A 25,464-nucleotide genomic window follows, 5' to 3' on the forward strand; every position below is an offset into this window, starting at 1 on the left:
GCCGATGTGCCGCCGATTCCTAGCAGGCTCCGCGTGCGCCCGACGCCGGGCCGGCCGTCTGACAGGCTGGGGACATGACGACCGACCCCTCCGGCTCCGTGGCCGCGCGCCCGCGCGAGCCGGGCACCGTGCCTCCTGCGGACCCGAAGGCCTCGCGCGACGAGAGCCTCGCGCTCATCCTGGCGGGCGTCACGATCGTGGTCGGCGCCGTCATCGGGCTGCTCGCCCTGCCCTCGACGCGTCCCCTGTTCGGCCGCGGCTCGATCGGCGAGGTGGCCGCCTACTCCGGCATGGGCAGCGCGGGCCTCGCCTTCGCCGCGACCATGGCGACCGTCACCCCGAGGCTGAACCCGTGGCTGCGACGGATGGGCTGGCCGCGTCGCCTGCTGAACCTGGTGGGCCTCTCCCTGCTGCACGCCGTCTTCGCGTTCCTCCTGGTCCTGGCGCTGTTCGCGGTGTTCGCCGACGCCTTCCGCGGCGTTGCCCTCGACCACTGGGCGGGGACCTTCTGGGTCGCGGCCTCGTGCGGGGTGGCGGCGTACATGAGCGCGGCGAGCGCGATGGCGCTGACCACCCAGTCCCTCTCCGTGCTGCTCGCCGCCTTCGTCCCCACGGGCGCGCTCGCGAGCGCCCTGAGCGCCTCCGACCCGCACTGGTGGCAGCACCACTTCTCCGCCCTGGGCGGCGTCCCCGACGACTCGGGCTTCACCTTCACGGTCACGCTCCTGCTCGCGGGGCTCGCGCTCGTGACCGTCGGCGACTTCCTCGCCCACGACCTCGCGACCTGGGCCGACGCCGTGGGCGAGCCGCGCTGGAAGGTCACCTTCGTGCGCACCTCGCTCGGCATGGTCGGGGTGCTGCTGGCGGCCGTCGTGCTGATCCCCGTGACGACCGAGAAGGCCTGGCACGACGCCGCCGCCCAGTCCATCGTCGTCGTCTTCGCGGCCGCCCTCGTCGCCTTCCCCGTCCTGTTCGGCCGGCTGCCGGGAAGCTTCCGGGCCGTGACCGTCACCGTCGTCGCCCTGCTCGTGCTGTGCCTCGTCCTGTACAAGGGCGTGCGCTACCTCAACACGACGGCCTTCGAGATGGGCGCCGCGACCACCGTTCTGGTCTGGCTGCTGCTGTTCAGCCGCACCGTCTCGGCGGCCGTGCGGAGCCAGCCTCGACCGGCATGGCCGGCCGAGCCCGTCATGCGTCGTCGAGCACCCGCACATTCTCCCGGCGCCCGTGGGTGAGGCGGCGCAGATCGGTCGAGGAGTCGAAGCTCGAGCCGAGCGCTCCGGCGATCACCCCCAGGGCTGCGCTCAGCCAGGCGATGTCCACGTAGTTGGTGAACTCCGCGCGGCGGCCCAGGATCGATGACATGAAGTCGGGGTCGATCACCACGAGTCCGCCGAGGAGGATCAGCACGACGAGCGCGAGGTACAGCGCGAGCACGCACACGAGCATGGTGGCGACGGTCGAGAGGTTGTACAGGACCTCGACCGTCACCCGGCTCTCGTGGACGGGGCGGTCCCAGAGCCCGTTGCTGACGATCAACCATGCCGTCATGAGGCCGATCGCGAGCAGGCCGATGAGTCCCAGTCGCACGGGCGTGAGCGCGGCCGACATCTGCCAGATCGAGTTGTAGAAGATGCCGAATGCCCCGGTCGCGGCGGCCGCGGCGAGGGCTCGCGACAGCCGCGGGATGGTGCGCCACGGCTCGTTGGTGACCACCATGCCGAGCACGGTGCGAAGGCCGCCGATCGCCCGCCCGGAGTGGAGGCGCAGGTTTCCCGTCCCTTCGTCCCGGCTCCAGCTGTTCCACCACTGGGCATGCAGATGCGCGGGCTTCGTGTCGAGCATCCGCAGCGCGCACGCGAGGAGGACCGTCTCGAGCCGGCGGCGACTGCGGATGATGCCCACGGTCGGCCAGGAGACCACCGCCACGGGCCGTTCGGCGAAGATCTCCGCGATGATCGGCCAGTGATCATGGCGCGGCATCTCGGTCAGCAACAGCACCAGATCCGGATCGTCGGCCCCGTCCCGCATCTCGTCGATGGCTTCGAGCGCGAGCGCCTTGTCGGCCTGCAAGGGGATCAGGCGGGTGTCCACCGTCACCTCGCACGAACGACCGGTCTCCTCGCCGAGGCGGCGTGCCATGACCTCCCGGACGGACTCGGCTCGGCGCGTGGGGACGCCGGGATCGGCGATCACGAGCACGGTGAGGGCGGCGCGGTCTGCGAGCACGGGACTTCCTTCGGGCGGTGACGGGATGAGGACCACCGTAGGGTCAGGACTGGAGGACGGACTGACATCCCTGGTCGCGACGCTTACCGGATGGTGGGTGGACCTACGAGATCGGCCCCGACGACGACCTGAGCTGGGACGGCGACCTGGTCAACGGATGAGGTCCCGCCGTGTGCCGCGCTCAGCCACGGCTTGCTAGATTCCGGACATGACCACGCCCGATGACCACTCCGCCTCCGCCTTCGACGACTTCGACCCCCAGTGGAGCGAGCAGAGCCGTGCCCGCTACCTCGCCGGGGTCGACGACCTCGTCGAGGAGCTGCGTCGGCACGCGCGGCTGGTCGCGGGGCTCGACCAGGAGCACTTCCATCACGACCCCGACACCCGGCGCACCTTCCTGACCTCCCAGGACCTGCTCGACCGGGCGCTCGGCCGGGCCGCGGCCGCCGAGGCCGACTGGATCGGCACCACGTCGCTCCCGTTCGTCGAGCTCGACGCCGAGGAGGATCTCGACTCCCTCGACGAGCTCGACGATCTCGAGGACGACCTCGAGGGCGCGGGCGAGATCGTGAGCCTCGTGGGCCGCTGGGACCTCGAGATCCTCGACGAGCAGGCGTTCCTCGAGGCCGGCCGCGCCGCCTACGCGCGGCTGCACTCCCTGGCGGATCCGTCGCTCGCCGAGGCCAACGTCACCGATCCGCTGCAGGCCGCGGCGGCCCTCCTGGAGTCCCCGGCCTTCCCCGAGCTCGAGGTCGACGGCGCCTCCGCGCCGCTCGGCGCCTTCTGGACCTACGTGCAGCACACCGAGCCGCTCTCCGAGGCCGACGGCCTCGGCCGCTCCGATCCCTTCGACATCGCCCGCGACGACGAGGAGGGGTGACGCCGGGCGCCGAACCCTGGAGCCGACCTCTGAGCCTCGATCCCGTCAGCGGGCGGCGGCGAGGCGCCCGGCGACGACGGTCGCGAGCGGTCGCACGGCCCGCAGCCGCGCGGCCGCCTCGCGTGCCGCGGACTCGACCATGAGGCCGTCGGCGCCCGTCGGGACGTCGCCGAAGGGGTCCTCCTCGAGCAGCACGACGTCGGCCGCGCCGCCGACCCGCAGCGCGTCCACGCCGTCGGTCGAGGCGGCGAGCGCCTCGCGCGGCTGCAGCTGCTGGGCGGGGAACCACGCCGGGCGCTCATCGGCGCTGCGATGCACCGCGGCCGCCATCGCGAGCCACGGGTCCACCGGCGCGACGGGCGCGTCGGAGCCGAGGACGAGCCGCACGTGCGCCGCGAGCAGGTCGCGGAAGCGATAGGCCTGGTGGGCCCACGGCCCCCACAGCTCGCTCGTCGCGTCGCGGTCGTCCAGCAGATGCGCGGGCTGCACGGAGGCGACGACGCCGAGCGCCCCGAGGCGCGCGACGTCCTCGTCGGTCAGCATCTGCGCGTGCTCGATGCGCCCCGTCGTGCCGGTCGCGGCGTACGCGTCGAGCACGATCCCCACGGCGGCGTCCCCGATCGCGTGCACGGCGGTCTCCAGACCCAGCGCCCGCCCGCGCCGCAGCAGCTCCGCGAGCGCTGCGGGCTCGACGCTCAGCACCCCGTGACCGCCGCCCGCGGGGGTGCCGTAGGCGTGACGGCACAGCGCGGAGCCCGAGCCGAGAGCCCCGTCGGCGATGACCTTGAGCGGGCCCATCTCGACGAGCCCGTCGGCGGAGAGCACGGTGCCCGAGGGGCCCGGCACGTCCCCGAGCCCCGAGGGGTAGGTCGCGGTCCGCACCCGCAGACGCGCCTCGCGGCGCGTCCACAGCCGCCAGTTCTCGGCCCACTCCATGTCGACGAGCCCGACCACGCCGCGCGCGAGCGCATCGCGCTGCAGCATCCGCACCCCCGCCTCGAGGCCCGCGGCGACGCCCGGCAGGTCGTCGAGATGCGCGACGGCGTCGAACCACTCGTCCTCGCCCACGATGCCGTCGCGCGGCGGCAGGCCGAGCCCCCGCAGCGCGGCGCTGCTCATCCAGGCGTGATGGGCGTCCCCGCCGATCAGGACCACGGGGACCTCGCCCGCGACCGCGTCGAGGGCGGTCACGGTGGGCGCCGCGGCGAAGTCCACGAGGCGGTGGCCGAAGCCGACGAGGGCGCCCGCGCTCGCGGGGCGGTCGGCGAGGGCCTGGGACACGGCGAGCAGGAGGTCTCCCGCCCCGCGCGCGCCGGAGGTGTCAAGCCGCGAATAGCCCTGCGCGACCTGGCCGATGTGCACGTGCTGGTCCCACAGCCCGGGGATGGCGATCGCGCCGCCGGCCTCGTGGACCTCCTCGCCGGACAGGGCCGTCAGGCGAGGGCCGATCGCGGCGATGCGCCCCGCGGCCAGGCGCACGTCGACCGGGTCGGCGAGGGCGTCGGCCCGCCTCAGGCGCACATCGCGGAGGAGCACCCTGGAAGCGTATCCGGGCCGCGGCCGTGACAGCTGTCATGACCGCGACGTGACGGCGTGCTCTGGGCGCGCCCGCGCGGCCGGCGGAGGGTTGATCCCATGACCACGAACCCCGCTCCCGCGATCGAGCTCACCGGCCTCACCAAGCGCTACGCCGACGTGCGGGCGGTCGACGCCGTCGACCTCACCGTCCCGCGCGGACAGATGCTCGCCCTGCTCGGCCCCAACGGCGCCGGCAAGTCCACCACCACCGAGATGATCCTCGGCCTGACCACGCCCGATGCGGGCACGGTGCGGGTGTGCGGCACGACGCCCACCGACGCCGCGCAGCGCGGCCTGGTCGGGGCGATGCTCCAGAACGGCGCCCTGCTCGAGGAGACGCCCGTGCGCACGATGCTGGGCCTCGTCGCCGGCGTGTGCGCCCACCCCCTGCCGCTCGACGACGTGATCGAGCGGGCCGACATCTCCGCCCTCCTGCGCCGCAGCACCTCGAAGCTCTCCGGCGGCGAGGCCCAGCGCGTCCGCTTCGCGCTCGCCCTGCTGCCCGACCCCGACGTGATCCTGCTCGACGAGCCGACCGTCGCGATGGACGTCGAGACCCGCCGCCGCTTCTGGGAGCGCATGCGGCACGTCGCCGCCGACGGCCGCACGATCGTCTTCGCGACCCACTACCTCGAGGAGGCCGACCAGCAGGCCGGACGTGTCGTCGTCATGGACCGCGGCCGCATCGTCGCCGACGGCACCGGCAGCGACATCAAGTCCCGCATCGGCGGCCGCGCCATCACGCTCGCCGTCGCGAGCCCCGAGCGCGCCGACGGACTCGCCGCGCTCGCGGGCGTCACCGCCGTCGACCTGCTCGAGGACGGACGGCTGCGTCTGGCGACCTCCGACTCCGACGCGACCCTGCGCGACCTGTTCGCCGCCGACGGGCCCGGCGCGACCGGGCTCGTCCACGACATCGGCGTCACCACGCCCACCCTCGAGGATGCGTTCCTCGAGCTCACCAGCCACTGACCACCCGACCCGTCCTCCGAGGAGCACCGATGACCACCGCACCCGTCCCCACCGCCCGCGCCGCGACCCGGGGGCCCGCGCTCGCCGACCGCGGCACCCCCGCGAGCCAGGCGTCCCGCACCGTGCGCTTCGCGATCGCCTCCACCACGGTCACCCTGCGCAAGGGCATGTTCCTGTTCTTCACGGTCGCCCTGCCCGTGCTCATGTTCCTCATGTTCAACCAGATCTTCGGCAAGCAGATCGAGGGCGGCGAGACCGTGGGGACCTTCATCATGGTCCGCATGGCCGCCTACGGCGGGCTCGGCGCCGCCGTCAACGCGGGAGCCATCATCCAGCTCGAGCGTACGGGCGGCTGGCTGCGCCAGCTCATGGTCGCGGGCCTGACCCCGCGCAGCTTCGTCATCGGCAAGATGGTGGCGGCCATGGTCGTCGTGCTGCCCGCGCTGCTGGGGGTCTTCTGCGCGGGCCTGCTGTTCGCCGGCATCCACCTGAGCGCCGGGCAGATGGTGCGCTCGCTGCTGGCCCTGTGGATCGGCATGCTGCCGCTCGTGCTGCTGGGCCTCGTGGTCGGCCTCGCCCTGCGGCCGAGCGCCGTGGGCGCCGCGACCACGATCGGCATGATGCTGCTCGCGGTCGCGGGCGGCCTCTGGTTCCCCTACGAGATGTTCCCGAGCTGGCTGCAGACGATCTCGCGGTTCACCCCGACCTATTGGCTCGGCGAGCTCGGGACCTGGGGCGTCGTCGGCGACGGCTTCCCCGTGCGCGGCGCGATCACCCTCGCGATCTGGACCCTCGTCCTCGCCGTCCTGGCCGCGCTGCTGCTGGGCCGGGCCGCCCGCTCGTCCTCGCGGCGCTGACACCTCGGCACCGGACCGCGGACCCTGAGAGGATCGGACCCATGAGCATGCGTCGTCGTCGTCGACCGGTCCCGGTGCCGCAGGACCCCGTCGACCGCTGCGACGAGCACTTCCCGCGCACCCCGCGCGGCCTGCATCGGGCGGCGGTCGCCTCGGGGGCGATGTGGTACACCGCTCCGTCGCTGCTGTTCATGCTGTTCGTCGTCATCCCGGCCTTCGACGAGCGCAGCCTGCTACGAGGCGCCGCGATCATCGTGCTCGCCCTCGCCTACAGCGTCCTGTTCCTCTACCTGCCCGGTATCAAGGCCTACGGCCGTCGCCTCGTCTACGCCTACGTCGCGCTGGGCTGGCTCGTGATCGGCCTGCTCGCGCTCGTCATCGGCTCGAACGTGCTCTACATGGTCATGTTCGTGCTGATCATGCATACGATCGCGCTGCCCTGGCACGTCGCCCGGGTGGTCGTGGGCCCGATCGCCCTCGTCACGTGCGTGCTCGCGGTGGTCCTCGACCAGCCCACCGCGATCATCCTCGCCGTGGTGGGGGTGATGATCGCCCTCGGCGTGGGGTACGGCATCCAGCAGGAGGTCCTCTCCGAGCGGCTCGCGCGGGCCGAGCAGCGCAACGCCGTGCTCGCCGTCGCCGCCGAGCGCGAGCGCATCGGCCGGGACCTGCACGACATCCTCGGGCACTCCCTGACCACGATCACCGTCTCCGCGCAGCTCGCGCGGCGTCTCGTCGACGCCGATCCCGAGGCGGCGCGGGCCCAGCTCGCCGAGATCGAGCGCATCTCCCGGCAGTCGCTCGCCGACGTGCGGGCGACCGCGAGCGGCATGCAGCAGGTGCGGGCCGCCACTGAGATCGCCTCGGCGCGCAGCGTGCTCGCGGCCGCCGGCATCGAGGCCGACACCCCCGCCTCGCTCCCGCCGCTGCCCGACGACCGCGCCGAGCTGCTGGGGTACGTGATCCGCGAGGGCGTGACCAACGTCGTGCGGCATTCCCGCGCCACGCGCTGCACCATCCGTCTCGACACGTGCTCCGCGAGCGTGGCCGACGACGGCGTGGGCATCCCCGCCGCGCGTCCCCGCACGGGGCTCGCGGGGCTCGAACGGCGGGTCGAGGACGCCGGGGGCAGGCTCACGGTCCGGTCCGCGGCGGGCGCCGGCACCCTGGTACGGGCCGAGCTCGACGCCGCGGACGGTGAGGCGGGGGCCGCGGGCGTGGAGGACGCGGGTGGTGCGGCGGGTGCGGGGGATTCGGGCAGTGGGGCGCACGCGGCGGACGCTGGCGGTGCCGAGATCGCGGGCCAGCCGGAGAACACGGTCGGCGCCGAGGGGGCGGGTGTGGCGGACCGCGGGGACGGCGCGTTGAGTGCTGGACGGCCGCCGAGCGTGCACGGCGCGACCGGCACGGAAAGTGCCATCGAGCACCGCGTCCAGGATGAAGGAGCACGACCATGAGTCCCGTCCCGCCGATCCGGGTGGCCCTCGCCGACGACCAGGCGATCCTGCGCAGCGGGCTCGCCGCCCTGCTGCGCCTCGAGCGGGGTCTGGAGGTGGTGGGGGAGGCCGCGACGTGCGCGGACGCTCTCGCCATGGTCGAGCGCGAGCGGCCCGACGTGCTCCTGCTCGACGTGCAGATGCCGAGCGGCGGGGGCCCGGAGGCGCCGGCCGACGGCCTCGAGGTCGCCGAGCGCCTGCGTGGAGGCAGCACGCGCATCATCGTGCTCACGACGTTCGGACGCGCGGGCTACCTGCGCCGCACCCTCGAGACGGGCGCGAGCGGGTTCATGGTCAAGGACGCGCCCGTCGAGCAGCTCGTCGATGCGATCCGGCGCGTGCACCAGGGGCTGCGCGTGGTCGACCCGGAGCTGGCCGCGCAGTCGCTCGCGACCGGCCCCAACCCCCTCACGCCCAAGGAGTCCGAGGTCCTGCGCGCGGCCGCTCAGGGCGGCTCGACCGCACAGATCGCGGCCCGCGTGTTCCTGTCCGAGGGCACGGTGCGCAACCACATCTCGAACGCCATCGGCAAGCTCGGCGTCACCAATCGCGCAGAGGCCGTGCGCGAGGCCACCGACAACGGATGGCTGTAGGCCGCCGAGTGCGGAGCGCGGCGCATGAGTCGTGCTGCACCCGGCGATGACGACGTGCTGGTCCCTGCGGACGGCGATGGCGGTGAGCCGGGCCGTGCTGACGGTGCTGGTGACGGGCCGACCCGCGCGGATTGCGGCGGCTGCGAGGCGAGCCGTGCGGAGAGCGCTGGTGACAGGTCGGGCCTGCGCACGGAGCGGCTGGTGCCGGCGGGTTCGAACCGTGACACCGGTGTGACGTGGGGATCCCCGCGCATGTGGAAAAGCATGCTCATCCCCGAGTTCTCGGTGGGCGAGTGTGGAAAAGTGCGCCTTTCGTCGGAATGCGCTCGACGGGTGTGGAGACAACATTTTGTCGAGACGGTCCCTTCTGCATGCTCGACGACCTGACCGGGCCAGATCCGGTTCTTCTGCGTGAAGCGTGCGAGAGGGTGACGCTGCTCGCCGCACGTGTGCAGGCGACCACCTCTCCATGGGCGGGAACGGCGGCATCGGGCCAGGCCATAGCATCATCGCACCTCCCGGCTGTCCGTGCCGACGACTCTGCGCGCGTCGGCGTCCCTGTCCATCCATGTCTGCACCGTAGCCGCTCTTCGCCGCGGCGGATCAGCAGTGTGGAAAAGCTTGTAACAATGCGGTGAACCCTCCACATGTTCGACTTATGCACATTCTTATCTTTAGAGCTCAGGGGCTTCCTTGGTGGGGCGAGAGCAGATAGGATGGGCGAATCGGAAAAGCATTCACGTCTGTCGCTCTCTCCGCGGAAGGAGGGATTCTCATGTCGACCATCGATCGGGGGACTGCGGGCCGCTCGAGGTCCGCCTCCGCCGCCCTGTCTTCCGCCGCGACCCCCACCTCTGCTTCCTCTTCTGCTGCTTCCACCTCTGCTTCCTCTTCTGCTGCTTCCACCTCTGCTTCCGTTTCTGCTGCCTCGTCTGCCGCAGCTTCCTCCTCTGCCACCTCCGCATCTGCCCGCCGCCCCCGTCGGCGCCGGAACATCCGTGCGCGGCGGTCGCTCACGCGGGAGTCCCTGCTCGACGCGGCCCGCGAGCGAGGAGAGCTCGCCGCCCCCTACCTCGCGACGGATCTCCAGCGGCTCTGGGACCTCGAGGCCTCTCGTTCCCGTGAGATGGCGGCGCGGTTCGCGGCGCTCGCCCCGGCATGGTGCGATCGTGAGGCCGACGGTGTGGACCCGGACGTGTGCGATGTGCTCGATGCCCAGATCGCGGCGGCGCTCCGCTGCCCGATCACGAGCGTGCACCACACGGTCAAGGAGGCCCACCGTGCGGTCGAGCTCCTCCCTGGCTGCTTCGCCCGGCTCGAGGCCGGTGACTTCCCGGCCGAGTGGTTCTCCCGACTCCTCTGGCGCACGCGGGACCTGTCCGACCACCTGCTCGGTCTCGTCGACGAGACGATCTCCACCTGGGACCTCGGCATGCCTCCGGACCGTTTTCGCCGCGAGCTGGCCTATCTCCTGTGCTGGGTCCGGACCAGGGAACCGGAGGAGAGCCACGTGGCGCCGGAGGAGCGCCGCGGCGTCACGCTCGACCCCGTGGCGGACGATGGTGTGTCCCTGGTTCATGTCACCGGCCCCGTGCCCGAGGTGATGAGCTTCGCCAAGCGGCTGGACGCGACCGCTCGCGCGGTGCAGCAGGCCCAGCGCCACGCCCTCGCCAGCGGTGCGCCCGTTCCCGTGGACCCGCGGGGAGAGGTCTCCCGGTCGCAGACAGCGGCCACGCTCACCCGCATCCGGTACGACCTGCTCATGTCCGCGTCGTTCGACACCGGCGGCACAGGTGTTCCCGCCGACCGCTTCCGGATCAACGTGACCGTCCCGTTCCTGACGCTCCAGGGCAGATCGTCCGCCCCGGGCATGATCGACGGCGTCGTGCCGATCCCGGCCCAGCAGGCGCGTGTGATCGCCGGCGGGGAGAGCTTCTGGTACCGGGTGATGACCGACCCCACGAGCGGTCACTTCCTGCCGGCCCCCGCTGAGCGCTACACGCCGCCCGCCCCCATGCTCGAGCATCTGCGGCTGCAGCATCCGGCCTGCTCCCTGCCCGGCTGCGCGCGCATCGCCGCGTGGGGCGCGGAGTTCGACCACATCGAGGAGTACGACCACGAGCATCCCGAGCGCGGCGGCGCGACCGCGATCGACAACCTGCACCCGCTGTGCTGGCAGCACCACCTGCTCAAGACCCTCGGGCTGCTCGACGTGGTGCGCGAATCCTCGGCGGGCGGGTCGCCCCATGCGAGCACGTGGTGTCTCGACGACCGCGCGATCGTGCACGCCGAGGACGACCGGGACATGGCCACGCCGCACGTGGTCGCCGAGCTCGAGGAGGCATGGCGGGCCCACGCACGGGTCAGAGGCCGAGGTTCCCCGCCGCAGGAGGCGGGCGGCCCTTCCAGACCCCGTGATCCCGACATCGGAGATGCGGGTGACTCCTCCGGTCCTCGCGGTCTTGGCCCCGCAGATGCCGACGACACCGATGGCAGCCTCGGGCCGCCGCCGTTCTAGGCTCCACTCGGCCCCGCACGGCGTCTCTCCCTGCGGCCCCGCGCTGCACCTGCCCCGCGCCTGTATCTGCATCTACATCTGCGCCTGCACCTGCACCTGCACCTGCAATGGCACCCACACCGTAGCCGCCCGCCCACTGCGCGCCGTGCCCCTCCTCCGCCCATGCCCGGCGTGAATCCCCGGACATGCATGCGGGACGCGCACGCCCGGGCCCCTACGCTTGACCGGTGTCGTCCCTGCTCCACATCGTCCGCTTCACCCGTTCCCTGTCCCCGCTGTACGCCGCGATCATCATCTGCTCGGTCGTGACCTCGGCCGCCGGCCTCGCCGTCCCCTTCATCATCGGGCGCGCGACCGACGCCGTGACCGACGCCGTCAGCGGCCGCATCACGGTCGGCGCGGCCACCACCACCGTCGTCGTGCTCGCCGTCGCCCTGCTGGCCGCCGAGCTGGTCTCCACCGTCGTCTCGAACCTCGGCGGCCGCTACGGCGACATCATGGCCAACCGGATGCGCACCATCCTCTCGGTCCGCTACTTCGAGAAGCTCCTGAACCTGCCGCAGCGCTGGTTCGACGTCGAGCTCACCGGCACGATCGTCTCGCGCCTGAACCGCTCGATCACCGAGGTCACCAACTTCGCCAAGACCTTCTCGAACTCGTTCGCGAGCATGCTCATCACGACCCTCGCGGTGCTCGTCATCTCCGCCTGGTACGCGTGGCCGCTCGCCGCGCTCCTGCTCGTCATCTTCCCGATCTACATCTGGCTGACCGCGCTCACCTCACGGAAGTGGCAGCGCCTCGAGGGCGAGAAGAACACCGAGGTCGACCTCGCCGGCGGTCGCTTCGCCGAGGTCATCGGCCAGATCCGCGTCGTCAAGTCCTTCGTCCGCGAACGCAGCGAGCTGGCCCAGTTCGCCCGCCGCTTCCGGGCCACCGACGCCCTCACCGCCGAGCAGTCCACGCACTGGCACGTCATGGACATCCTGCGTCGCGGCGCCCTCAACCTGATCTTCTTCGGCATCTACCTGATCATCTTCATCCGCACCGTGCGCGGCGACTTCACGCTCGGCGACATGGTGCTGCTCATCCAGCTCATGTCGATGGCGCGCCAGCCCGTGCAGAACATGAGCTGGGTGATCGACTCCGCCCAGCACGCGATCGCCGGCTCCCGCGACTACTTCCGCGTCATGGAGACCCCCGTCGACGCCCGCCGCACCGTCTCGGTCGACACCGCGACCGGCGATGTGGTCGAGCGCGAGGCGGCGACCGGCGAGATCATCGACAACGACGTCCCCGCCGACGCCGATGCCGCCCGCCGCGCCCTCGACCCCGTCCCGGGCGCTCGCGCGATCGACTTCCGCGACGTCACCTTCGCCTACGAGAAGGGCGAGGACGTCCTGCACGGCATCTCCTTCGACGTCGCGCCCGGCGAGAAGGTCGCCTTCGTGGGCGAGTCCGGCGGTGGCAAGTCGACCATCGTGAACCTGCTGCTGGGCCTGTTCCCGACGGCGCAGGGCACCATCTCCGTGGCCGGCCACGAGATCGCCGACCTCCCCCTCGAGCAGCTCCGCCGCTCGATCGGCGTGGTCTTCCAGGACGCCTCCCTGTTCTCCGGCACGATCGAGGAGAACATCGCGTACGGCCGCCCCGGCGCGACGCCCGAGCAGATCCGGGCCGCCGCCCGCCGGGCCAACGCGAGCACCTTCATCGAGCGCTTCCCGGCCGGCTACGGCACGATCATCGGCGAGCGCGGCCTCCGGCTGTCCGGCGGGCAGCGCCAGCGCATCGCCGTGGCCCGCGCGATCCTCAAGGACGCCCCGATCCTCGTGCTCGACGAGGCCACGAGCGCCCTGGACACCAAGGCCGAGCGCAACGTGCAGGCCGGGCTCGACGAGCTCATGGCCGGCCGGACCTCGCTCATCATCGCCCACCGCCTGTCGACCATCGCGGGCGTGGACCGGATCGTCACGCTCGAGGACGGCCGCATCGACGAGATCGGCACTCCCGCCGAGCTCGCCGCCTCGGGCGGCATCTACGCCCAGCTGCTCGCGCTGCAGGACTCCGGCTCGAAGAAGGCGCTCGCGAAGTTCGACATCACCGGCTGAGCGTCTCGGCCCTCAGTCGTGAGGCGTCAGCCGCGATGCCTCAGCCGCGGTGCGTCAGGATCGAGGAGAAGTCGTCGTTCCCGCGGCCGGCCCCCTGCTCGGCCTCGAGGGAGCCGAGCGCCGCCCGCACCGCGGGCAGATCCTCTCCGGCCGTCGCGAGCATGAGACGGGCGTCCTTGGCGATCGCGTCGACCGTGAAGTCGCCGTCGGCGGTGTCCCGCTCGCCGCGCACGAACGGCGCCTTCATGCCCGCGATGAACGCGAGCCCGGTCGAGCCGAGCATGTCGAGGGTCTCCGACGGCGCCACCCCGCACGCCTCGCCCAGGTCGAGCGCCTCGCGCAGACCCTGGGCGCTCACGGCGAGCGCGAGGTTCGCGAGCAGCTTGCCGGTCGCCGCCTTCGCGGCCGAGTCCACGCCGCGCAGGCGATCCGGGTCGGCCCACGGGGCCACGAGCTCGAGCACGCGGCGGCGGCGCTCCTCGTCGGGCGTGCCCACGTACACGCCGAGAGTCCCTGCCCGTGCCGGGCCGAGCGTCCCCACGACGGGCACGGCCACATAGGTGTCGACGGCGCGGGCGAACTCGTCGGCGTCGGCGGGGGAGACGGTCGTCGTGTCCACCCAGGTCACGCCCTCGGGGATCAGCTGCGGGGCGATCACGGTCTCACGGACCGCGTCGGGCCCGAACAGGCTCGTGACCACCACCTCCGCTCCCTCGACCGCCTCGCGGGCGGTCCCGGCGACCGCGGCCCCGGCCTCGTGCACGCGCGTGGTGCGCTCGCGAGTGCGGTTCCACGCCGTCACGTCGTGGTGCTCGATGAGGTGGAGCGCGAGCTCCGTGCCCATCCTGCCGGTGCCCAGGAATGCGATCTTCATGCCGCCCACTCTGCCACCGACCTAGGGTGTGGGGCATGGCCAGCATCGACCCCGTCATCGAGACCGTGCCCGACGGCGCCCGCCTGATCGACATCCGCTGGGCCCTCGACGGCACCAAGGACAAGAGCACCTACCGCGCCGGGCACCTCCCCGGCGCGGTCTACGTCGACCTCGGCACCGAGCTCGCCGCCCCGGCGAGCCCCGACCGGGGGCGCCACCCGCTGCCCGACCCCGAGGACTTCGCCGCGGCGATGGCGCGCGCCGGCGTCTCGGACGACGCGACGGTCGTCGTCTACGACGACGCCGACGGCTCGCAGGCCTCGCGCCTGGTGTGGATGCTGCGGGCGGTCGGCGTCGAGGCGGCCGTGCTTGACGGCGGCCTCACGGCCTGGCGCGAGGGCGGCGGCGAGATCGCGACCGACGACGTCGTGCCCGAGCCGGGAGCCTTCACACCCCGCCCGTGGGGCGAGCACGTGATCGCGACGCCCGACGAGGCCGCGTCCGGGCGCTACACCGTGATCGACGCCCGCGCGCCCGAGCGCTACCGCGGCGAGACCGAGCCGATCGACCCGCGGGCCGGGCACATCCCGGGCGCCGTCAACGTGCCGTACGCGGGCAACGTCGACGACCAGGGGCGCTTCCTGGCTCCCGAGGCGCTGCGCGCCCGCTTCGCCGAGGCGGGCGCCGTCGCTCCCGACGCGGGCGAGACGGGGACCGGCCTGATCGTCTACTGCGGCTCGGGCGTCACCGCGACCCACGACCTGCTCGCCCTCGAGCGGGCGGGGCTGCCCGGGGCGCGCCTGCTGCCCGGCTCGTGGTCCCAGTGGAGCAGCGACCCGGAGCGACCCGTCGCGACCGGCCCCACCCCCTGAGCCCGCGGCCGGCTCAGACCGACTCGGGATGGGACGGCGGCACATCACCCACCGTCCACGTGAGCTCACCCGTCTCGATGCGCTCGAGCAGGCGCGAGAGCCACATGAACTCGGCGACCATGAGCGAGCGCCGGTAGTCGGCCTGCATCCAGTACGCCTCGGACAGACCGCGCCGCGCCGAGGTGCGGATGCGGGTCGTGAGCTGCCCCGTCACGTCGTCGAGCGCGGCCAGGCGCCGCGTGAGCGCCTCGCGCGCCACCTCGACGGGCACGGCGTGCGCGGTCAGCAGGGCGAGGTCGAACTGCGGACGCACCGTCTCCATCGTCTCGAGCGACCGCTGCGTCCAGGCGACGAGCGCCTCGCGGCCCTTGGGCAGCAGCACGAGGGAGCCGTCGCGACGACCCGCGAGTGCGCCCTCCTCGAGAGCGGCGACGGCGGCCGCGACGGAGGTCTCGTCCCACGCGATGATCCGGTCGTGACGACGCGAGGCGAGGGCCTCGCGCAGCTCCTCGGGCGTGGCCGGGGCCTCGGCGAGCAGGGCCAGCAGGGCGATGCCCAGGGGATCCGGTTCGTGCGGCATGCGGCCACGCTACCGGGCTAGCCTCGGTGCATGAAGGTTCTGCTGCCCGACACCATCGAGCTGTCCCCCGTGCTGCCCGCGGGCTGGGAGAGCGCCGTCGTCGACGCCCGGGCCGAGATCCCCGCCGAGCACCACGACGCCGACGCCCTCGTGGTCTGGGGCTCGTCGCGCCGCCATCTGGCCTCTGCCGCGCGCGACCTGCCCCGTCTGCGGCTCGTGCAGTCGCTCGCCGCCGGGGTCGAGGGCATCCTCGCCGCGGGCTTCGGCGACGAGGTCGTGATCGCGAGCGGCACCGGCCTGCACTCGCGCACCGTGAGCGAGCACGCGCTCGCCCTGATCCTCGCGCTCGTGCGGCGCCTGCCGGAGGCGCTCGCGGCGCAGGACGACCACGAGTGGTCGAGCGAGATCGGCGGCATCCAGCCCCTGCACCCCGCGGGCAGGATCACGACGCTGCTCGACGCGAACGTGCTGATCTGGGGCTTCGGGGACATCGGGCAGACCCTCGCCCCGCTCCTGGCCTCGATGGGCGCGCACGTGCGCGGGGTCGCGCGCAGCGCCGGACGGCGCGCGGGCTTCGAGGTCGTCGAGGAGGACTCCGTGCGCGACCTGCTCGGCGAGATCGACATCCTCGTCGACATCCTCCCTGCCAGCGAGGCGACGGCCGGGGTCATCGACGCCGACGTGCTCGCCGCGCTGCCCGACCACGCCCTGGTCGTCAACGTCGGCCGCGGCACGACCGTCGACCAGGCGGCCCTGCGCGCCGCGCTCGCCGACGGGACGATCGCGGGCGCCGGGCTCGACGTCACCGACCCGGAGCCCCTGCCGGCCGACGATCCTCTGTGGGACGCGCCGCACCTGCTGCTGACCCCGCACGGCGCCGGCGGGCGCCCCGTCGGGGCCGACGAGCGCATCGTGCACAACCTGCGCGCGCTCGGCGGGGACGGGGAGTTCGACCACCGCGTGTGAGCCGCCGGCCCGAGCCGACGCAGGGGCTCCTGAGCCGGCGCGGCCGAGCGAGGCTCTCAGCCCAGAGGGGCGATGCTCTCAGTCGTCGTCCTCGGGCACGAGCCCGAGCCGCACCGCTGCGACCGCGACGCCGGTGCGGGTGTCCGCGTCGAGGCGACGCATGAGCCGGTGCACGCGCGCCTTGACCGCGGACTCGCTCACGCCGAGCCGCTCGGCGATCTGCGCGTTGCTGAGCCCCCGGACGAGCAGCCGGAGCGCGGCGTGCTCGCGCGGGCTGAGCTTGGGCGCCGTCCTCGGCACCGCCGGCCGATCGGGGGTCGTCGCGGACATCGCGTCGACGACGGCCGCACCCACCTCGGGGGAGAAGCTGAAGGTGCCGTCCATCGCGGCGTCGAGCGCGCGGAGGATCTCCTCCGGGCGTGCGTTCTTGCTGAGGTAGCCCACGGCTCCCGCCCGGAGCACCCCGGCGATCGTGGTGGGGCTGGTCAGGCTGCTCATGGCGACCACGACGGTCTCGGGGCGGGCGTCACGGATCGCGGCCGTCGCCTCGGCGCCGTCGCCCCGCGGGAGGCGTACGTCCATGAGCACGACGTCCGGCTCCAGCTCGGCCGCCGCGGCGATCGCCTCGGGCGCGTCCTCGGCCGTGCCCACGACGGTGTAGCGACCGGAGTCCTCGAGGATGCCGGAGACGTAGTAGCGGATGATGGGCTCGTCCTCGACGAGCAGCGTCCGGAAGGGCTCCATGAGTTCTGTGCCTTTGCGGTTCGGGGGCCTCAGGATAGTTGCGCCTGGGCCGTTCCGCCCCGACGCGCCGGATCGCCGCCCGGTGGGGGCGGAACGGCCCAGGCGCAACTATCGGCCACCTTCTGGCCGACCAACTGGTCGGTGGGGGACGGCGAATACCTCACACAGGCGGTGAACCGGGGCCATCCGCTGCTTTCGGACACCTCGGCGGCGGGATAATGACACCGATTCCGCGGGGAGCAGGGGAGCTCCTCCGCGATCGACGAAGAACGGAAGTCCCATGGCGCACGTCATCACGATGCTCACGCTGGTCGTCGCTCTCGCCGCGACGGCGGCGTCCCACGTCCCTGCCGCCGCCCTGATGTCCCAGGACTCCGTACGCCCGGTGATCGCCGCGACGGCCGATCCCACCGAAGGCCCCGGTGACACGTTCTGCAAGCTCTTCCCCTTCCTGTGCTGACCGACGGCGATCCCGGCATGTCGACGTCCCAAGCCTCCGACTCGTCGCCGCGCCGCGGCGACAGCCGCCTGATCTCCCTCTTCGGGCGGTGGGGGCGCCTCCTGGTCGCCCTCGCCGCCGGGTGGGCGCTCCTGGGCGGCCTCGACGACGTCCGCCGGGTCTGGCTGTCCGATCGGCCGCTCGACCGTCAGGTCGCCGAGACGATCCTGAACCTCGCGTGGCCCGTCGCGCTGCTCGTCGCGCTGCGCTGGCCGTGGATCACGCTCGGCATCTACGCGGGCGCGATCGTGATCGGCGTCGAGGCGCACTACTACATCCCGGCGTTCCTCTGCGGGGTGATCGCCCTGGCGGCGAGCCTCCTGCGCGGTCGCCGGAGCCTGGTGATCGTCGCTCTCGGCGAGACGCTCGCCCTGCTCGTGTGCCTCGTGGTCTTCACGGAGACCCCGTTCTCCTTCATCCTGTGGATGTACCTCCCCTTCTTCGCCGTGGTGGCGCTCGGCCTCTGGCTCATCGGCGCCCTCTACCGTCGCCACCACGAGGCCGTGACGCACACCGAGCAGCTCGAGCGCGACGTCCGCGCGCTGCGGGCCCACGAGCGCCATCAGCTCGCCCGGGAGCTCCACGACGTCGTCTCCCGCGAGCTCGTCGCCGTGCAGCCCCACGCCCGGCTGCTGCGGGAGGCCGCGGACGGGGCCGAGCGCGAACGTCAGCTCTCGGCGATCCAGGAGGCGGCGCGGCGGGCCCAGGACGGCCTCGACAGCCTCGTGATCGTGCTCGAGTCCGAGGACGCGATCGCCCGCTCGGCGCTCACGAGCGCCACGGTCTCCGCGCACGAGTCGCTCGCGCGATGCGCCGAGCGGCTCGAGGGCCTCGGCCACCACGTGACGACGACCCTGACCACGCAGGTCCCGCCGCACCTCGCGGCGACGGTCGACCGCATCCTCGGCGAGGCCACGGCCAACATCGTCGCCCACGGCGGGGGAGCGTCGGCGTGCACGTTCGTCGTGCGCCGTGAGGCCGACTCGCTGCTCATCGACGTGACCAACGAGCTGACCGGCACCGGACCCACCCGCACCGCCTCGCTCGGCACCGGCACCGCAGGGCTCAGCGAGCGGGCGACGGCCCTCGGCGGGAGGCTCACGAGCCGGGCCGAGGGGAGCCTCTGGCGCCTGCACGCCGAGCTCCCGCTCCCGCCCGACGCGGAGGCGTCGGAGCAGGGCTGAGGCCCTCCTGGGCGCGAGATCGATCACCGGGTGTGATCGGCGACACGGTATGATGCCGCGCGGGTGCCTTCGGCCGGGAATGCGCTCTGACCTGGGACAGCGCCCCGGCCAGCCGGCCTCTGGGACGCTCGGGAGCGCTGGTGGCCCGCGGGTGCGGATCTGCCTCGGACGAGACCGGTCGCTATGGTCGTACCCGTTTGTCCCATCCCTGTCCCCCGAGAAAGGATCCCCGCCGTTGTGAGCAGCACAGACACCACCAAGGACCTCCTCGAGCAGCTCGATGCCTCGCACTCCGCTGCCGCCAAGGCCCATCAGAGACGTCCCGGCCTCGACCGGATCGTCTTCTTCGTGGCCGCGGCCGTCGCGATCGCCTTCGTCGTCTGGGGCGTCGTGTCCCCGGCCGGCCTGGGCTCGGTCGCCGACTCCCTCCTGAACGGCACCATCACGAACTTCGGCTGGCTGTTCGTGGTCGCCGCGAGCGTCTTCACGATCTTCGTGATCGTCATCGCCTTCAGCCGCTTCGGCGGCATTCCCCTGGGCAAGGACGACGAGGCGCCGCAGTACAAGACGAGCTCGTGGATCGCGATGATGTTCGCGACCGGCATGGGCATCGGCCTCATCTTCTACGGTGTCGGCGAGCCCCTGTTCTTCTACATGGCCCCGCCGCCCAACTCGGTGGACCCCGAGTCCGCGCGCGCCGCGGCCGTCGCCATGGGCCAGACCGCCTTCCACTGGACCCTCTACCCGTGGGCCATGTACGCGATCGTGGGCCTGGGCATCGCCTACGGCTCCTTCCGTCTGGGCCGCTCCCAGCTCTTCTCCGCCCTGTTCGCGGGCCTGTTCGGCGAGCGCGTCGTCTACGGCGTCGGCGGCAAGATCATCAACATCCTCGCGATCCTCGCGACGCTGTTCGGCTCCGCCTGCTCGCTGGGCCTCGGCGCCCTGCAGATCGGCGGCGGCATCCAGTCCGCCGGGATCATGGACGAGGTGGGCAGCCCCGTCCTCGTCATCATCATCGCGGTCCTGACCGCGTGCTTCGTCGCCTCGGCCGTCTCGGGCATCGAGCGCGGCATCCAGTGGCTGTCGAACATCAACATGGTGCTCGCGGTCCTGCTGGCGGTCATCGTCTTCATCGGCGGACCGACCCTGTTCATCCTCAACATCATCCCGTCGACGATCGGCGAGTTCATCCGCGACCTCCCGCAGATGGCGTCCCGGACCGCCGCCAACGGCGACCAGTCGCTGTCCGACTGGCTGGGCACCTGGACGATCTTCTACTGGGCCTGGTGGGTCAGCTGGAGCCCCTTCGTGGGCCTGTTCATCGCGCGCATCTCGCGCGGGCGCACCATCCGCCAGTTCGTGACCGGCGTGCTGCTCGTGCCCTCGGCGATCTCGATCATCTGGTTCGCGATCTTCGGCGGCGGCGCCATCGGCCTGCAGCAGCGGGCCGAGGCCGCGGGCGACAGCGCGAGGATGCTCGCCGACAAGGCCGACAGCATCGACTTCGACCTGATCCTGTTCGACCTCCTGCGTGAGCTGCCGGTGCCCTCCTGGGTGCACCTCGTGCTCATGGTGCTCGCGGTCGTGCTCGTCGCGATCTTCTTCGTGACCGGTGCGGACTCCGCCTCGATCGTCATGGGCGGTCTGTCGGAGAACGGCGCCGAGGATCCCAAGAAGTTCCTCGTGATCTTCTGGGGCGTGGCCACGGGCGCGGTCGCGGCGGTGATGCTGCTCGCGGGCGGCAGCGACCCGAGCGAGGCGCTCAACGGGCTCAAGAACATCACGATCGTGTCGTCCCTGCCCTTCGTGATCGTGATGCTCCTGCTGTGCATCTCGCTGTGGAAGGACCTCTCGCGCGACCCGATGGTGCTGCAGAGCCGCCTGGCCCGGCACGTGCTCGTCGAGTCCGTCGCCGACGCCGTCGAGATCCACGACGGCGAGGTCTTCCGTCTCCACACCGAGACGGGCGAGACGCCCGTGCTCGAGGAGGTCGAGGTGGACGACGAGTCCCGTCTCCAGCCGGCGGGCGAGGGGCATCGCGCCACCCACCGTGCCGACGTCCCCACGGACGGCGCCGCGCCCGGCGCGGACGCCGACGAGAGCCGCTGACGCGACGATCCTCACGCCGCCCCACGGCGGCACCCGAGAACGCGACGGGCCCCCTCCCGACCGGGAGGGGGCCCGTCGTCGTCGGCGGGACCGGGCGGCGGCGTCAGATCCGGGCGGCCAGGCGGGCGACCGCAGCGGCCGACGTCTCCGCCACGAGGTCGAGCTCGAGATGGAACTGCTGGCCGGCGGCGGGCCCGCACAGGTCCGAGATCGCCCGCAGCGCCACGAACGGGACGCCGAGCGCGGCGCACGCCTGGGCGATCGCGGTCGTCTCCATGTCCGCCGACAGGGCGCCGGGGAAGCGCTCGCGCATCGGATCGGCGAGCGGCGCGGTCACGAACGCGTCCCCCGAGAGCATGGGGCCCCGCCGCACGGCGCCGCCCTCGGCGCGCGCGGCGGCCTCGGCGGCGTCGGCGAGAACCGGGTCGGCCGCGAAGGACTCCGGCTGGCCGGGGACCTGCCCGGGCGCGTACCCGAAGGCGGTGGCGTCGGCGAGGAAGTACCGGAACTCCTCGCCGACGACGAGCGTGCCCACCTCGATGTCGGCGGCGAGCCCGCCGGCCGAGCCCGCGCTGACCACGGCGCGCGGACGCTCGGCGAGCACGGCCCAGGTCGCGGCCGCGCTCGCCGAGGCCACCCCGATCCCGCACGTCACGACCCGCACCGGGGTCTCGCCGAGGCGGCCGACGACGGCCGTCACAGGGCGCGAGGCGCCGGGGAAGGGGGAGGGGAGCGGACGGGCGTCGGCCAGACGCGCCTCGATCGGCGCGGCCTCCTCGCGCATCGCGGCGAGGATCAGGAGATCAGCGGGCATGCGCCCCAGGGTATCGGCGCACCCAGCCGGGCCCAGGGAGGACGGACCCGCCCGCGCTAGGCTGGAACGCGACCGCCGGCGACACGACAGGAGCAGCCATGGGCACGATCCGCGACGCGGTGACCGTGGGGGCGCGCGCGGTGTACCGCGCGCCGGTGCCCCCGTCGATCTACACCCACGCCCTGCGCCAGGCGCGGCGCGCGACGCCGCCCGGTGCGGTCCTCAAACGGCACGCCGTGGACCTCGAGATGATCGACCGGACCCGCTGCGTGTGGCTCGACCGCCACCGCGCCGAGCAGGGCGTGATCGTGCACCTGCACGGCGGCGCCTACGTGTCGGGCCCCTTCGCCGGCGACTGGGAGTGGCTGTCGGCGCAGGTCGACGCCGCGGGCTGCGCGGGCCTCATGATCGACTACCGCTTCGCGCCCGACCACACCCACCCCGTCGCGCTCGACGACACCGAGGCGGTCCTGCGCGCGCTCGCGGACGACGGCCCGCTCGCGGCGCACCCGTGGGCCCTCGCCGGCCAGAACGCCGGAGGAGGCCTCGCCCTCACGGTCGCGCGGCGCTTCCAGCCGGCCCCCGCCGTGGTGCTCGCGATGGCGCCCTGGCTCGACCTCGGCCTCGAGAACACGATGATCACCGAGGCCGACCAGCACGACCCCGTGCACGAGCGCCGCATGCTGCAGGCCGCGGCGCGCAGCTACGCGGGCCGCACGCCGCTGGACGACCCCGACCTCTCGCCCATCGACGCCGACCTCTCGACGCTCCCGCCGCTGCACCTGTCCGTCGGCACCCGGGACATCTTCGTGACCGATGCGCGCATCGCGCGCGTCCAGCTCGAGGAGCTCGGCGTCGAGGTCCGCTACCGCGAGATCAACGGGCGTCTGGGGACCCTCGTGCGGCTGCGCCGCGGCGAGGACGTCAGCCGGCTCCTGCACGAGCAGGCGGCGATGATCGCGGAGGCGTTCAGCTCTCGACGATGACGAGGGTCGCGCCGCCCAGGTCGCTGCCCGCCCGGGCGGGCGCGGGCACCAGGCGCAGGATCCCCAGCACGAGGCACGCGTGCCCCGCGAAGTAGCAGAGCATCACCCAGAACTCGGCGTGGGGCACCCACGCGCCCGGCAGGAACCACGTCATGCCCAGCACGGAGCTCGAGGCGAGCAGGAGCGTGCCGCCCACCCATGTCAGGGAGTTCACGCCCGCCGCGAGGAACGACATGGCCGTCAGCGCGACCGCGTACAGCAGCACGACCGGCATGAGGGATCCCGCGTTGTCCGCGCACGCCACGAACAGGGCGATGACGACGCCCGCATAGGGCACCGCGAGCAGGATGCGCAGGCTGTCGCGCGAGCGCGCCCAGACGGGGGCGAGCGCGACGGCGTAGGCGATCATGGTCAGCATGAACAGGCTCGCCGTGGCCAGGCGCCCCTCGATCGGGAGCAGCGGCGGCACGGTGTCGGTGAGCCAGGCGATGGCCAGCCCGATCCCGGTGAGCACGAACGTCGGCGTCCACCCGCGCACGCTCGCGACGAAGGCGGTCAGCAGGCTCGTCGCGGCGAGGGGCTGGGCGATCGCCGCGACCATGTGCTGGTCCGTGAACAGGCCCACCAGGTTGAGCACGGCGAAGGTCGCGAACGCGGCCCACGCCGCGCGCCTGACCTGTCCCCGCGCGCCCATGGGGCAAGGCTACGATCAGCCCCCGACACCCGGACAGGGCCGGACGGCCCGCGCGAGGGCACGGTTCGGTCACGATCCTGACCGGCCGGTCACTTGAGGCCGTCGGCCCCGGACGATCACATCTGCTGGGGTGCCTCCACGCCCAGCAGCGCGAGGCCCTGCACGAGCACCGCCCGGGTGAGCGCGGCGAGCGCGAGCCGGCCGGCGCGCACGTCCTCGTCGGCCTCCTTGAGGATCGGGCACGCCTCGTAGAAGCCCGTGAACGCCTGCGCCGTCGCGAACAGGTACGCGGCCAGACGATGCGGCTCGAGGGTCTCGCCGACCAGGGCCACGGTGGGCCCGAACTCGAGGAGCTGCAGGGCCAGCGCCCGCTCGGCGGGGTCCACCACGCGCGGCGCGGCGACCGCCTCGACGCCCTGCTCGGCGGCGCGCCGCTCGATCGAGCGGATCCGGGCGACCGCGTACTGCAGGTACGGCGCCGTGTTGCCCGTGAGCGCGAGCATCCGGTCGAGGTCGAAGACGTAGTCGCTGTCGTGGGCCGTCGAGAGATCCGCGTACTTGACCGAGCCGATGCCGATCATGCGGGCGATCTCGGCCCGCTCGTCCTCGGGAAGGTCCGCCCGCAGGGAGTCGATCACCTGCCGGGCCTGGGCGACGGCCTCCTCGAGCAGAGCCATCAGGCGCAGCGAGGAGCCCGAGCGGGTGCGCAGGATCTTGCCGTCCTCGCCCAGCACGGAGCCGATCTTGACGTGCACCGCGTCGACGTCCTCGGGCAGCCAGCCCGCCTCGCGGGCGGCGCTGAAGACCATCTGGAAGTGCAGCTCCTGGCTCGTGCCGACGACGTAGGCGATGCGGTCCGCGCCCAGGTCGCCCACCCGGTGGCGGATCGCCGCGAGGTCGGTCGTCGCGTAGCCGTAGCCGCCGTCGGACTTGCGGATGATGAGCGGAAGCGGCTGCTCGTCGCGGCCCGTGAAGCCGGCGGGGAACACGCACAGGGCGCCGTCGGACAGCCGCGCCTGCCCGGTCGCCTCGAGCTCGGCGCACACGCCCGCGAGCGCGTCGTTGTAGGTCGACTCCCCGGCGAGGTCGTCGTCGGTGAGGGTCACGCCGAGCATGTCGTAGATCCGGTGGAAGTACGTCGTGGACATCGCCACGAGGCGCCGCCAGATCGCGAGGGTCTGCTCGTCGCCCCCCTGGAGGGTCGCGACGCGGCGCCGGGCGCGGGCCGCGAAGGCGGGGTCCTCGTCGAACGCGAGCCGCGCCGCCTGGTAGAACGCGTTGGGGTCGGTCGCGAGCAGCTGGGCCTCCGGCGACGTCTCGCCGACGTCGAGCAGGTGCTCGATGAGCATCCCGAAGGGGGTGCCCCAGTCGCCGATGTGGTTCTGGCGGATGACGGTGTGGCCCAGATGCTCGAGGGTGCGGGCCAGGGCGTCGCCGACCACGGTCGTGCGCAGGTGGCCGACGTGCATCTCCTTGGCGACGTTCGGCGCCGAGTAGTCGATGACGACGCGCTGCGGGGCGACCGCGGGCAGCGCGAGGTCCTCGGCCGCGGCCATCTGCGCGGTCTGCGCCGCGACCCACTCGGTCCGCAGGCGGATGTTGAGGAAGCCGGGCCCCGCCACCTCGAGCGGCTCGGCCACGTCGTCGAGCGCGACGTGCGCGACGATGTCGGCGGCGATCTCGCGCGGCGGGCGCCCCAGTCGCTTCGCGAGCCCCATCGCGGCGTTGCACTGGAAGTCCGCGAACTGCGAGGGGCGGATGATCGGATCCGCGTCGGCGAACTCGGGCCCGAAGGCGGCGGCGAAGGCGGACTGGAAGCGCTCGGTCAGCGCGAGCTCGGGGGCGGTCATGGGCTCCAGGGTAGTGGCGGGGCAGGTCGGGACGGCGCCGCGAGAGGCGGATGTGCTCAGCATC

The 25,464-nt window shown here is 72.9% G+C and carries 22 protein-coding genes; 14 read left to right on the top strand and 8 right to left on the bottom strand.

Features of this window, described 5'->3' with window-relative positions:
* Positions 1-74: 74 nt before the first annotated feature.
* Positions 75-1,235 (top strand): hypothetical protein, encoded by a 1,161-nt coding sequence (locus BRM3_RS05240; protein WP_263595034.1) that lies wholly within the window; start codon positions 75-77, stop codon positions 1,233-1,235.
* Here the strand turns inward: BRM3_RS05240 and BRM3_RS05245 are convergent.
* Positions 1,189-2,229 carry a hypothetical protein gene (locus tag BRM3_RS05245; RefSeq protein WP_263595035.1) on the bottom strand — a complete coding sequence of 347 codons (1,041 nt, stop codon included), beginning with the start codon at positions 2,227-2,229 and terminating at the stop codon, positions 1,189-1,191. The genes BRM3_RS05240 and BRM3_RS05245 overlap by 47 nt on opposite strands.
* 208 nt (positions 2,230-2,437) lie before the next feature.
* Between BRM3_RS05245 and BRM3_RS05250 the strand changes: the two genes are divergently transcribed.
* On the top strand, positions 2,438-3,109 hold the full coding sequence (locus BRM3_RS05250; protein ID WP_263595036.1) for a hypothetical protein: 672 nt from the start codon (positions 2,438-2,440) through the stop codon (positions 3,107-3,109).
* Positions 3,110-3,154: 45 nt separating this feature from the next.
* Here BRM3_RS05250 and BRM3_RS05255 read toward each other — a convergent pair whose 3' ends face one another.
* Positions 3,155-4,645, bottom strand: a complete 1,491-nt coding sequence (locus BRM3_RS05255; RefSeq protein ID WP_263595037.1) for an amidohydrolase — start codon at positions 4,643-4,645, stop codon at positions 3,155-3,157.
* A gap of 99 nt (positions 4,646-4,744) precedes the next feature.
* Between BRM3_RS05255 and BRM3_RS05260 the strand changes: the two genes are divergently transcribed.
* From BRM3_RS05260 to BRM3_RS05285, 6 genes are all read left to right on the top strand, one after another.
* Complete coding sequence (locus BRM3_RS05260; RefSeq protein WP_263595038.1) at positions 4,745-5,659, top strand: ABC transporter ATP-binding protein; 915 nt, start codon at positions 4,745-4,747, stop codon at positions 5,657-5,659.
* Between the two features lie 29 nt (positions 5,660-5,688).
* Entirely contained in the window at positions 5,689-6,516 is an 828-nt protein-coding gene (locus BRM3_RS05265; protein ID WP_263595039.1) for an ABC transporter permease, read from the top strand.
* 41 nt (positions 6,517-6,557) lie between these two features.
* Positions 6,558-7,973 carry a sensor histidine kinase gene (locus tag BRM3_RS05270; RefSeq protein ID WP_263595040.1) on the top strand — a complete coding sequence of 472 codons (1,416 nt, stop codon included), beginning with the start codon at positions 6,558-6,560 and terminating at the stop codon, positions 7,971-7,973.
* Positions 7,970-8,605, top strand: coding sequence for a response regulator transcription factor (locus tag BRM3_RS05275; RefSeq protein ID WP_263595041.1), 636 nt, complete (start codon positions 7,970-7,972; stop codon positions 8,603-8,605). Before BRM3_RS05270 ends, BRM3_RS05275 begins: the two co-directional genes overlap by 4 nt.
* Before the next feature lie 1,126 nt (positions 8,606-9,731).
* Positions 9,732-11,123 (top strand): HNH endonuclease signature motif containing protein, encoded by a 1,392-nt coding sequence (locus BRM3_RS05280; RefSeq protein WP_396127030.1) that lies wholly within the window; start codon positions 9,732-9,734, stop codon positions 11,121-11,123.
* 227 nt (positions 11,124-11,350) lie between these two features.
* Positions 11,351-13,228 carry an ABC transporter ATP-binding protein gene (locus tag BRM3_RS05285; protein WP_263595043.1) on the top strand — a complete coding sequence of 626 codons (1,878 nt, stop codon included), beginning with the start codon at positions 11,351-11,353 and terminating at the stop codon, positions 13,226-13,228.
* Positions 13,229-13,268: 40 nt separating this feature from the next.
* On the opposite strand, the gene BRM3_RS05290 is transcribed toward BRM3_RS05285, so the two are convergent.
* A complete protein-coding gene (locus BRM3_RS05290; RefSeq protein ID WP_263595044.1) occupies positions 13,269-14,102 on the bottom strand; it encodes an NAD(P)-dependent oxidoreductase in 834 nt (277 codons plus the stop codon).
* Between the two features lie 35 nt (positions 14,103-14,137).
* Here BRM3_RS05290 and BRM3_RS05295 point away from each other — a divergent pair, with 35 nt between their 5' ends.
* A complete protein-coding gene (locus BRM3_RS05295; RefSeq protein ID WP_263595045.1) occupies positions 14,138-14,974 on the top strand; it encodes a sulfurtransferase in 837 nt (278 codons plus the stop codon).
* 13 nt (positions 14,975-14,987) lie between these two features.
* Here the strand turns inward: BRM3_RS05295 and BRM3_RS05300 are convergent, their stop codons facing one another.
* Positions 14,988-15,554: a hypothetical protein gene (locus BRM3_RS05300; RefSeq protein ID WP_263595046.1), complete on the bottom strand. Its 567-nt coding sequence runs from the start codon at positions 15,552-15,554 to the stop codon at positions 14,988-14,990.
* Positions 15,555-15,584: 30 nt separating this feature from the next.
* Here BRM3_RS05300 and BRM3_RS05305 point away from each other — a divergent pair, with 30 nt between their 5' ends.
* Complete coding sequence (locus BRM3_RS05305) at positions 15,585-16,520, top strand: phosphoglycerate dehydrogenase (RefSeq protein ID WP_263595047.1); 936 nt, start codon at positions 15,585-15,587, stop codon at positions 16,518-16,520.
* Between the two features lie 78 nt (positions 16,521-16,598).
* Here BRM3_RS05305 and BRM3_RS05310 read toward each other — a convergent pair whose 3' ends face one another.
* Positions 16,599-17,264: a response regulator gene (locus BRM3_RS05310; RefSeq protein WP_263595048.1), complete on the bottom strand. Its 666-nt coding sequence runs from the start codon at positions 17,262-17,264 to the stop codon at positions 16,599-16,601.
* Between the two features lie 280 nt (positions 17,265-17,544).
* On the opposite strand from BRM3_RS05310, the gene BRM3_RS05315 reads away from it, so the two are divergent.
* The 3 genes from BRM3_RS05315 to BRM3_RS05325 all read left to right on the top strand — a co-directional run bounded on the left by BRM3_RS05315 (position 17,545) and on the right by BRM3_RS05325 (position 21,056).
* Entirely contained in the window at positions 17,545-17,724 is a 180-nt protein-coding gene (locus BRM3_RS05315) for a hypothetical protein (protein ID WP_263595049.1), read from the top strand.
* A gap of 17 nt (positions 17,725-17,741) precedes the next feature.
* On the top strand, positions 17,742-18,947 hold the full coding sequence (locus BRM3_RS05320) for a sensor histidine kinase (RefSeq protein ID WP_263595050.1): 1,206 nt from the start codon (positions 17,742-17,744) through the stop codon (positions 18,945-18,947).
* Positions 18,948-19,184: 237 nt separating this feature from the next.
* Positions 19,185-21,056 carry a BCCT family transporter gene (locus BRM3_RS05325; RefSeq protein ID WP_263595051.1) on the top strand — a complete coding sequence of 624 codons (1,872 nt, stop codon included), beginning with the start codon at positions 19,185-19,187 and terminating at the stop codon, positions 21,054-21,056.
* A 103-nt stretch (positions 21,057-21,159) separates the two neighbouring features.
* On the opposite strand, the gene mtnN is transcribed toward BRM3_RS05325, so the two are convergent.
* Positions 21,160-21,870 (bottom strand): 5'-methylthioadenosine/S-adenosylhomocysteine nucleosidase, encoded by a 711-nt coding sequence (mtnN, locus tag BRM3_RS05330; protein WP_263595052.1) that lies wholly within the window; start codon positions 21,868-21,870, stop codon positions 21,160-21,162.
* 98 nt (positions 21,871-21,968) lie between these two features.
* On the opposite strand from mtnN, the gene BRM3_RS05335 reads away from it, so the two are divergent.
* Positions 21,969-22,856 (top strand): alpha/beta hydrolase, encoded by an 888-nt coding sequence (locus BRM3_RS05335; RefSeq protein ID WP_263595053.1) that lies wholly within the window; start codon positions 21,969-21,971, stop codon positions 22,854-22,856.
* Here the strand turns inward: BRM3_RS05335 and BRM3_RS05340 are convergent.
* Together BRM3_RS05340 and argS are read right to left on the bottom strand one after the other, a co-directional pair.
* Complete coding sequence (locus BRM3_RS05340; protein ID WP_263595054.1) at positions 22,840-23,550, bottom strand: lysoplasmalogenase; 711 nt, start codon at positions 23,548-23,550, stop codon at positions 22,840-22,842. The genes BRM3_RS05335 and BRM3_RS05340 overlap by 17 nt on opposite strands.
* Before the next feature lie 116 nt (positions 23,551-23,666).
* Entirely contained in the window at positions 23,667-25,400 is a 1,734-nt protein-coding gene (gene argS / locus BRM3_RS05345; protein ID WP_263595055.1) for an arginine--tRNA ligase, read from the bottom strand.
* Between the last annotated feature and the right edge of the window lie 64 nt (positions 25,401-25,464).

This window comes from Brachybacterium huguangmaarense, from assembly GCF_025725725.1.
Lineage (GTDB): Bacteria > Actinomycetota > Actinomycetes > Actinomycetales > Dermabacteraceae > Brachybacterium > Brachybacterium huguangmaarense.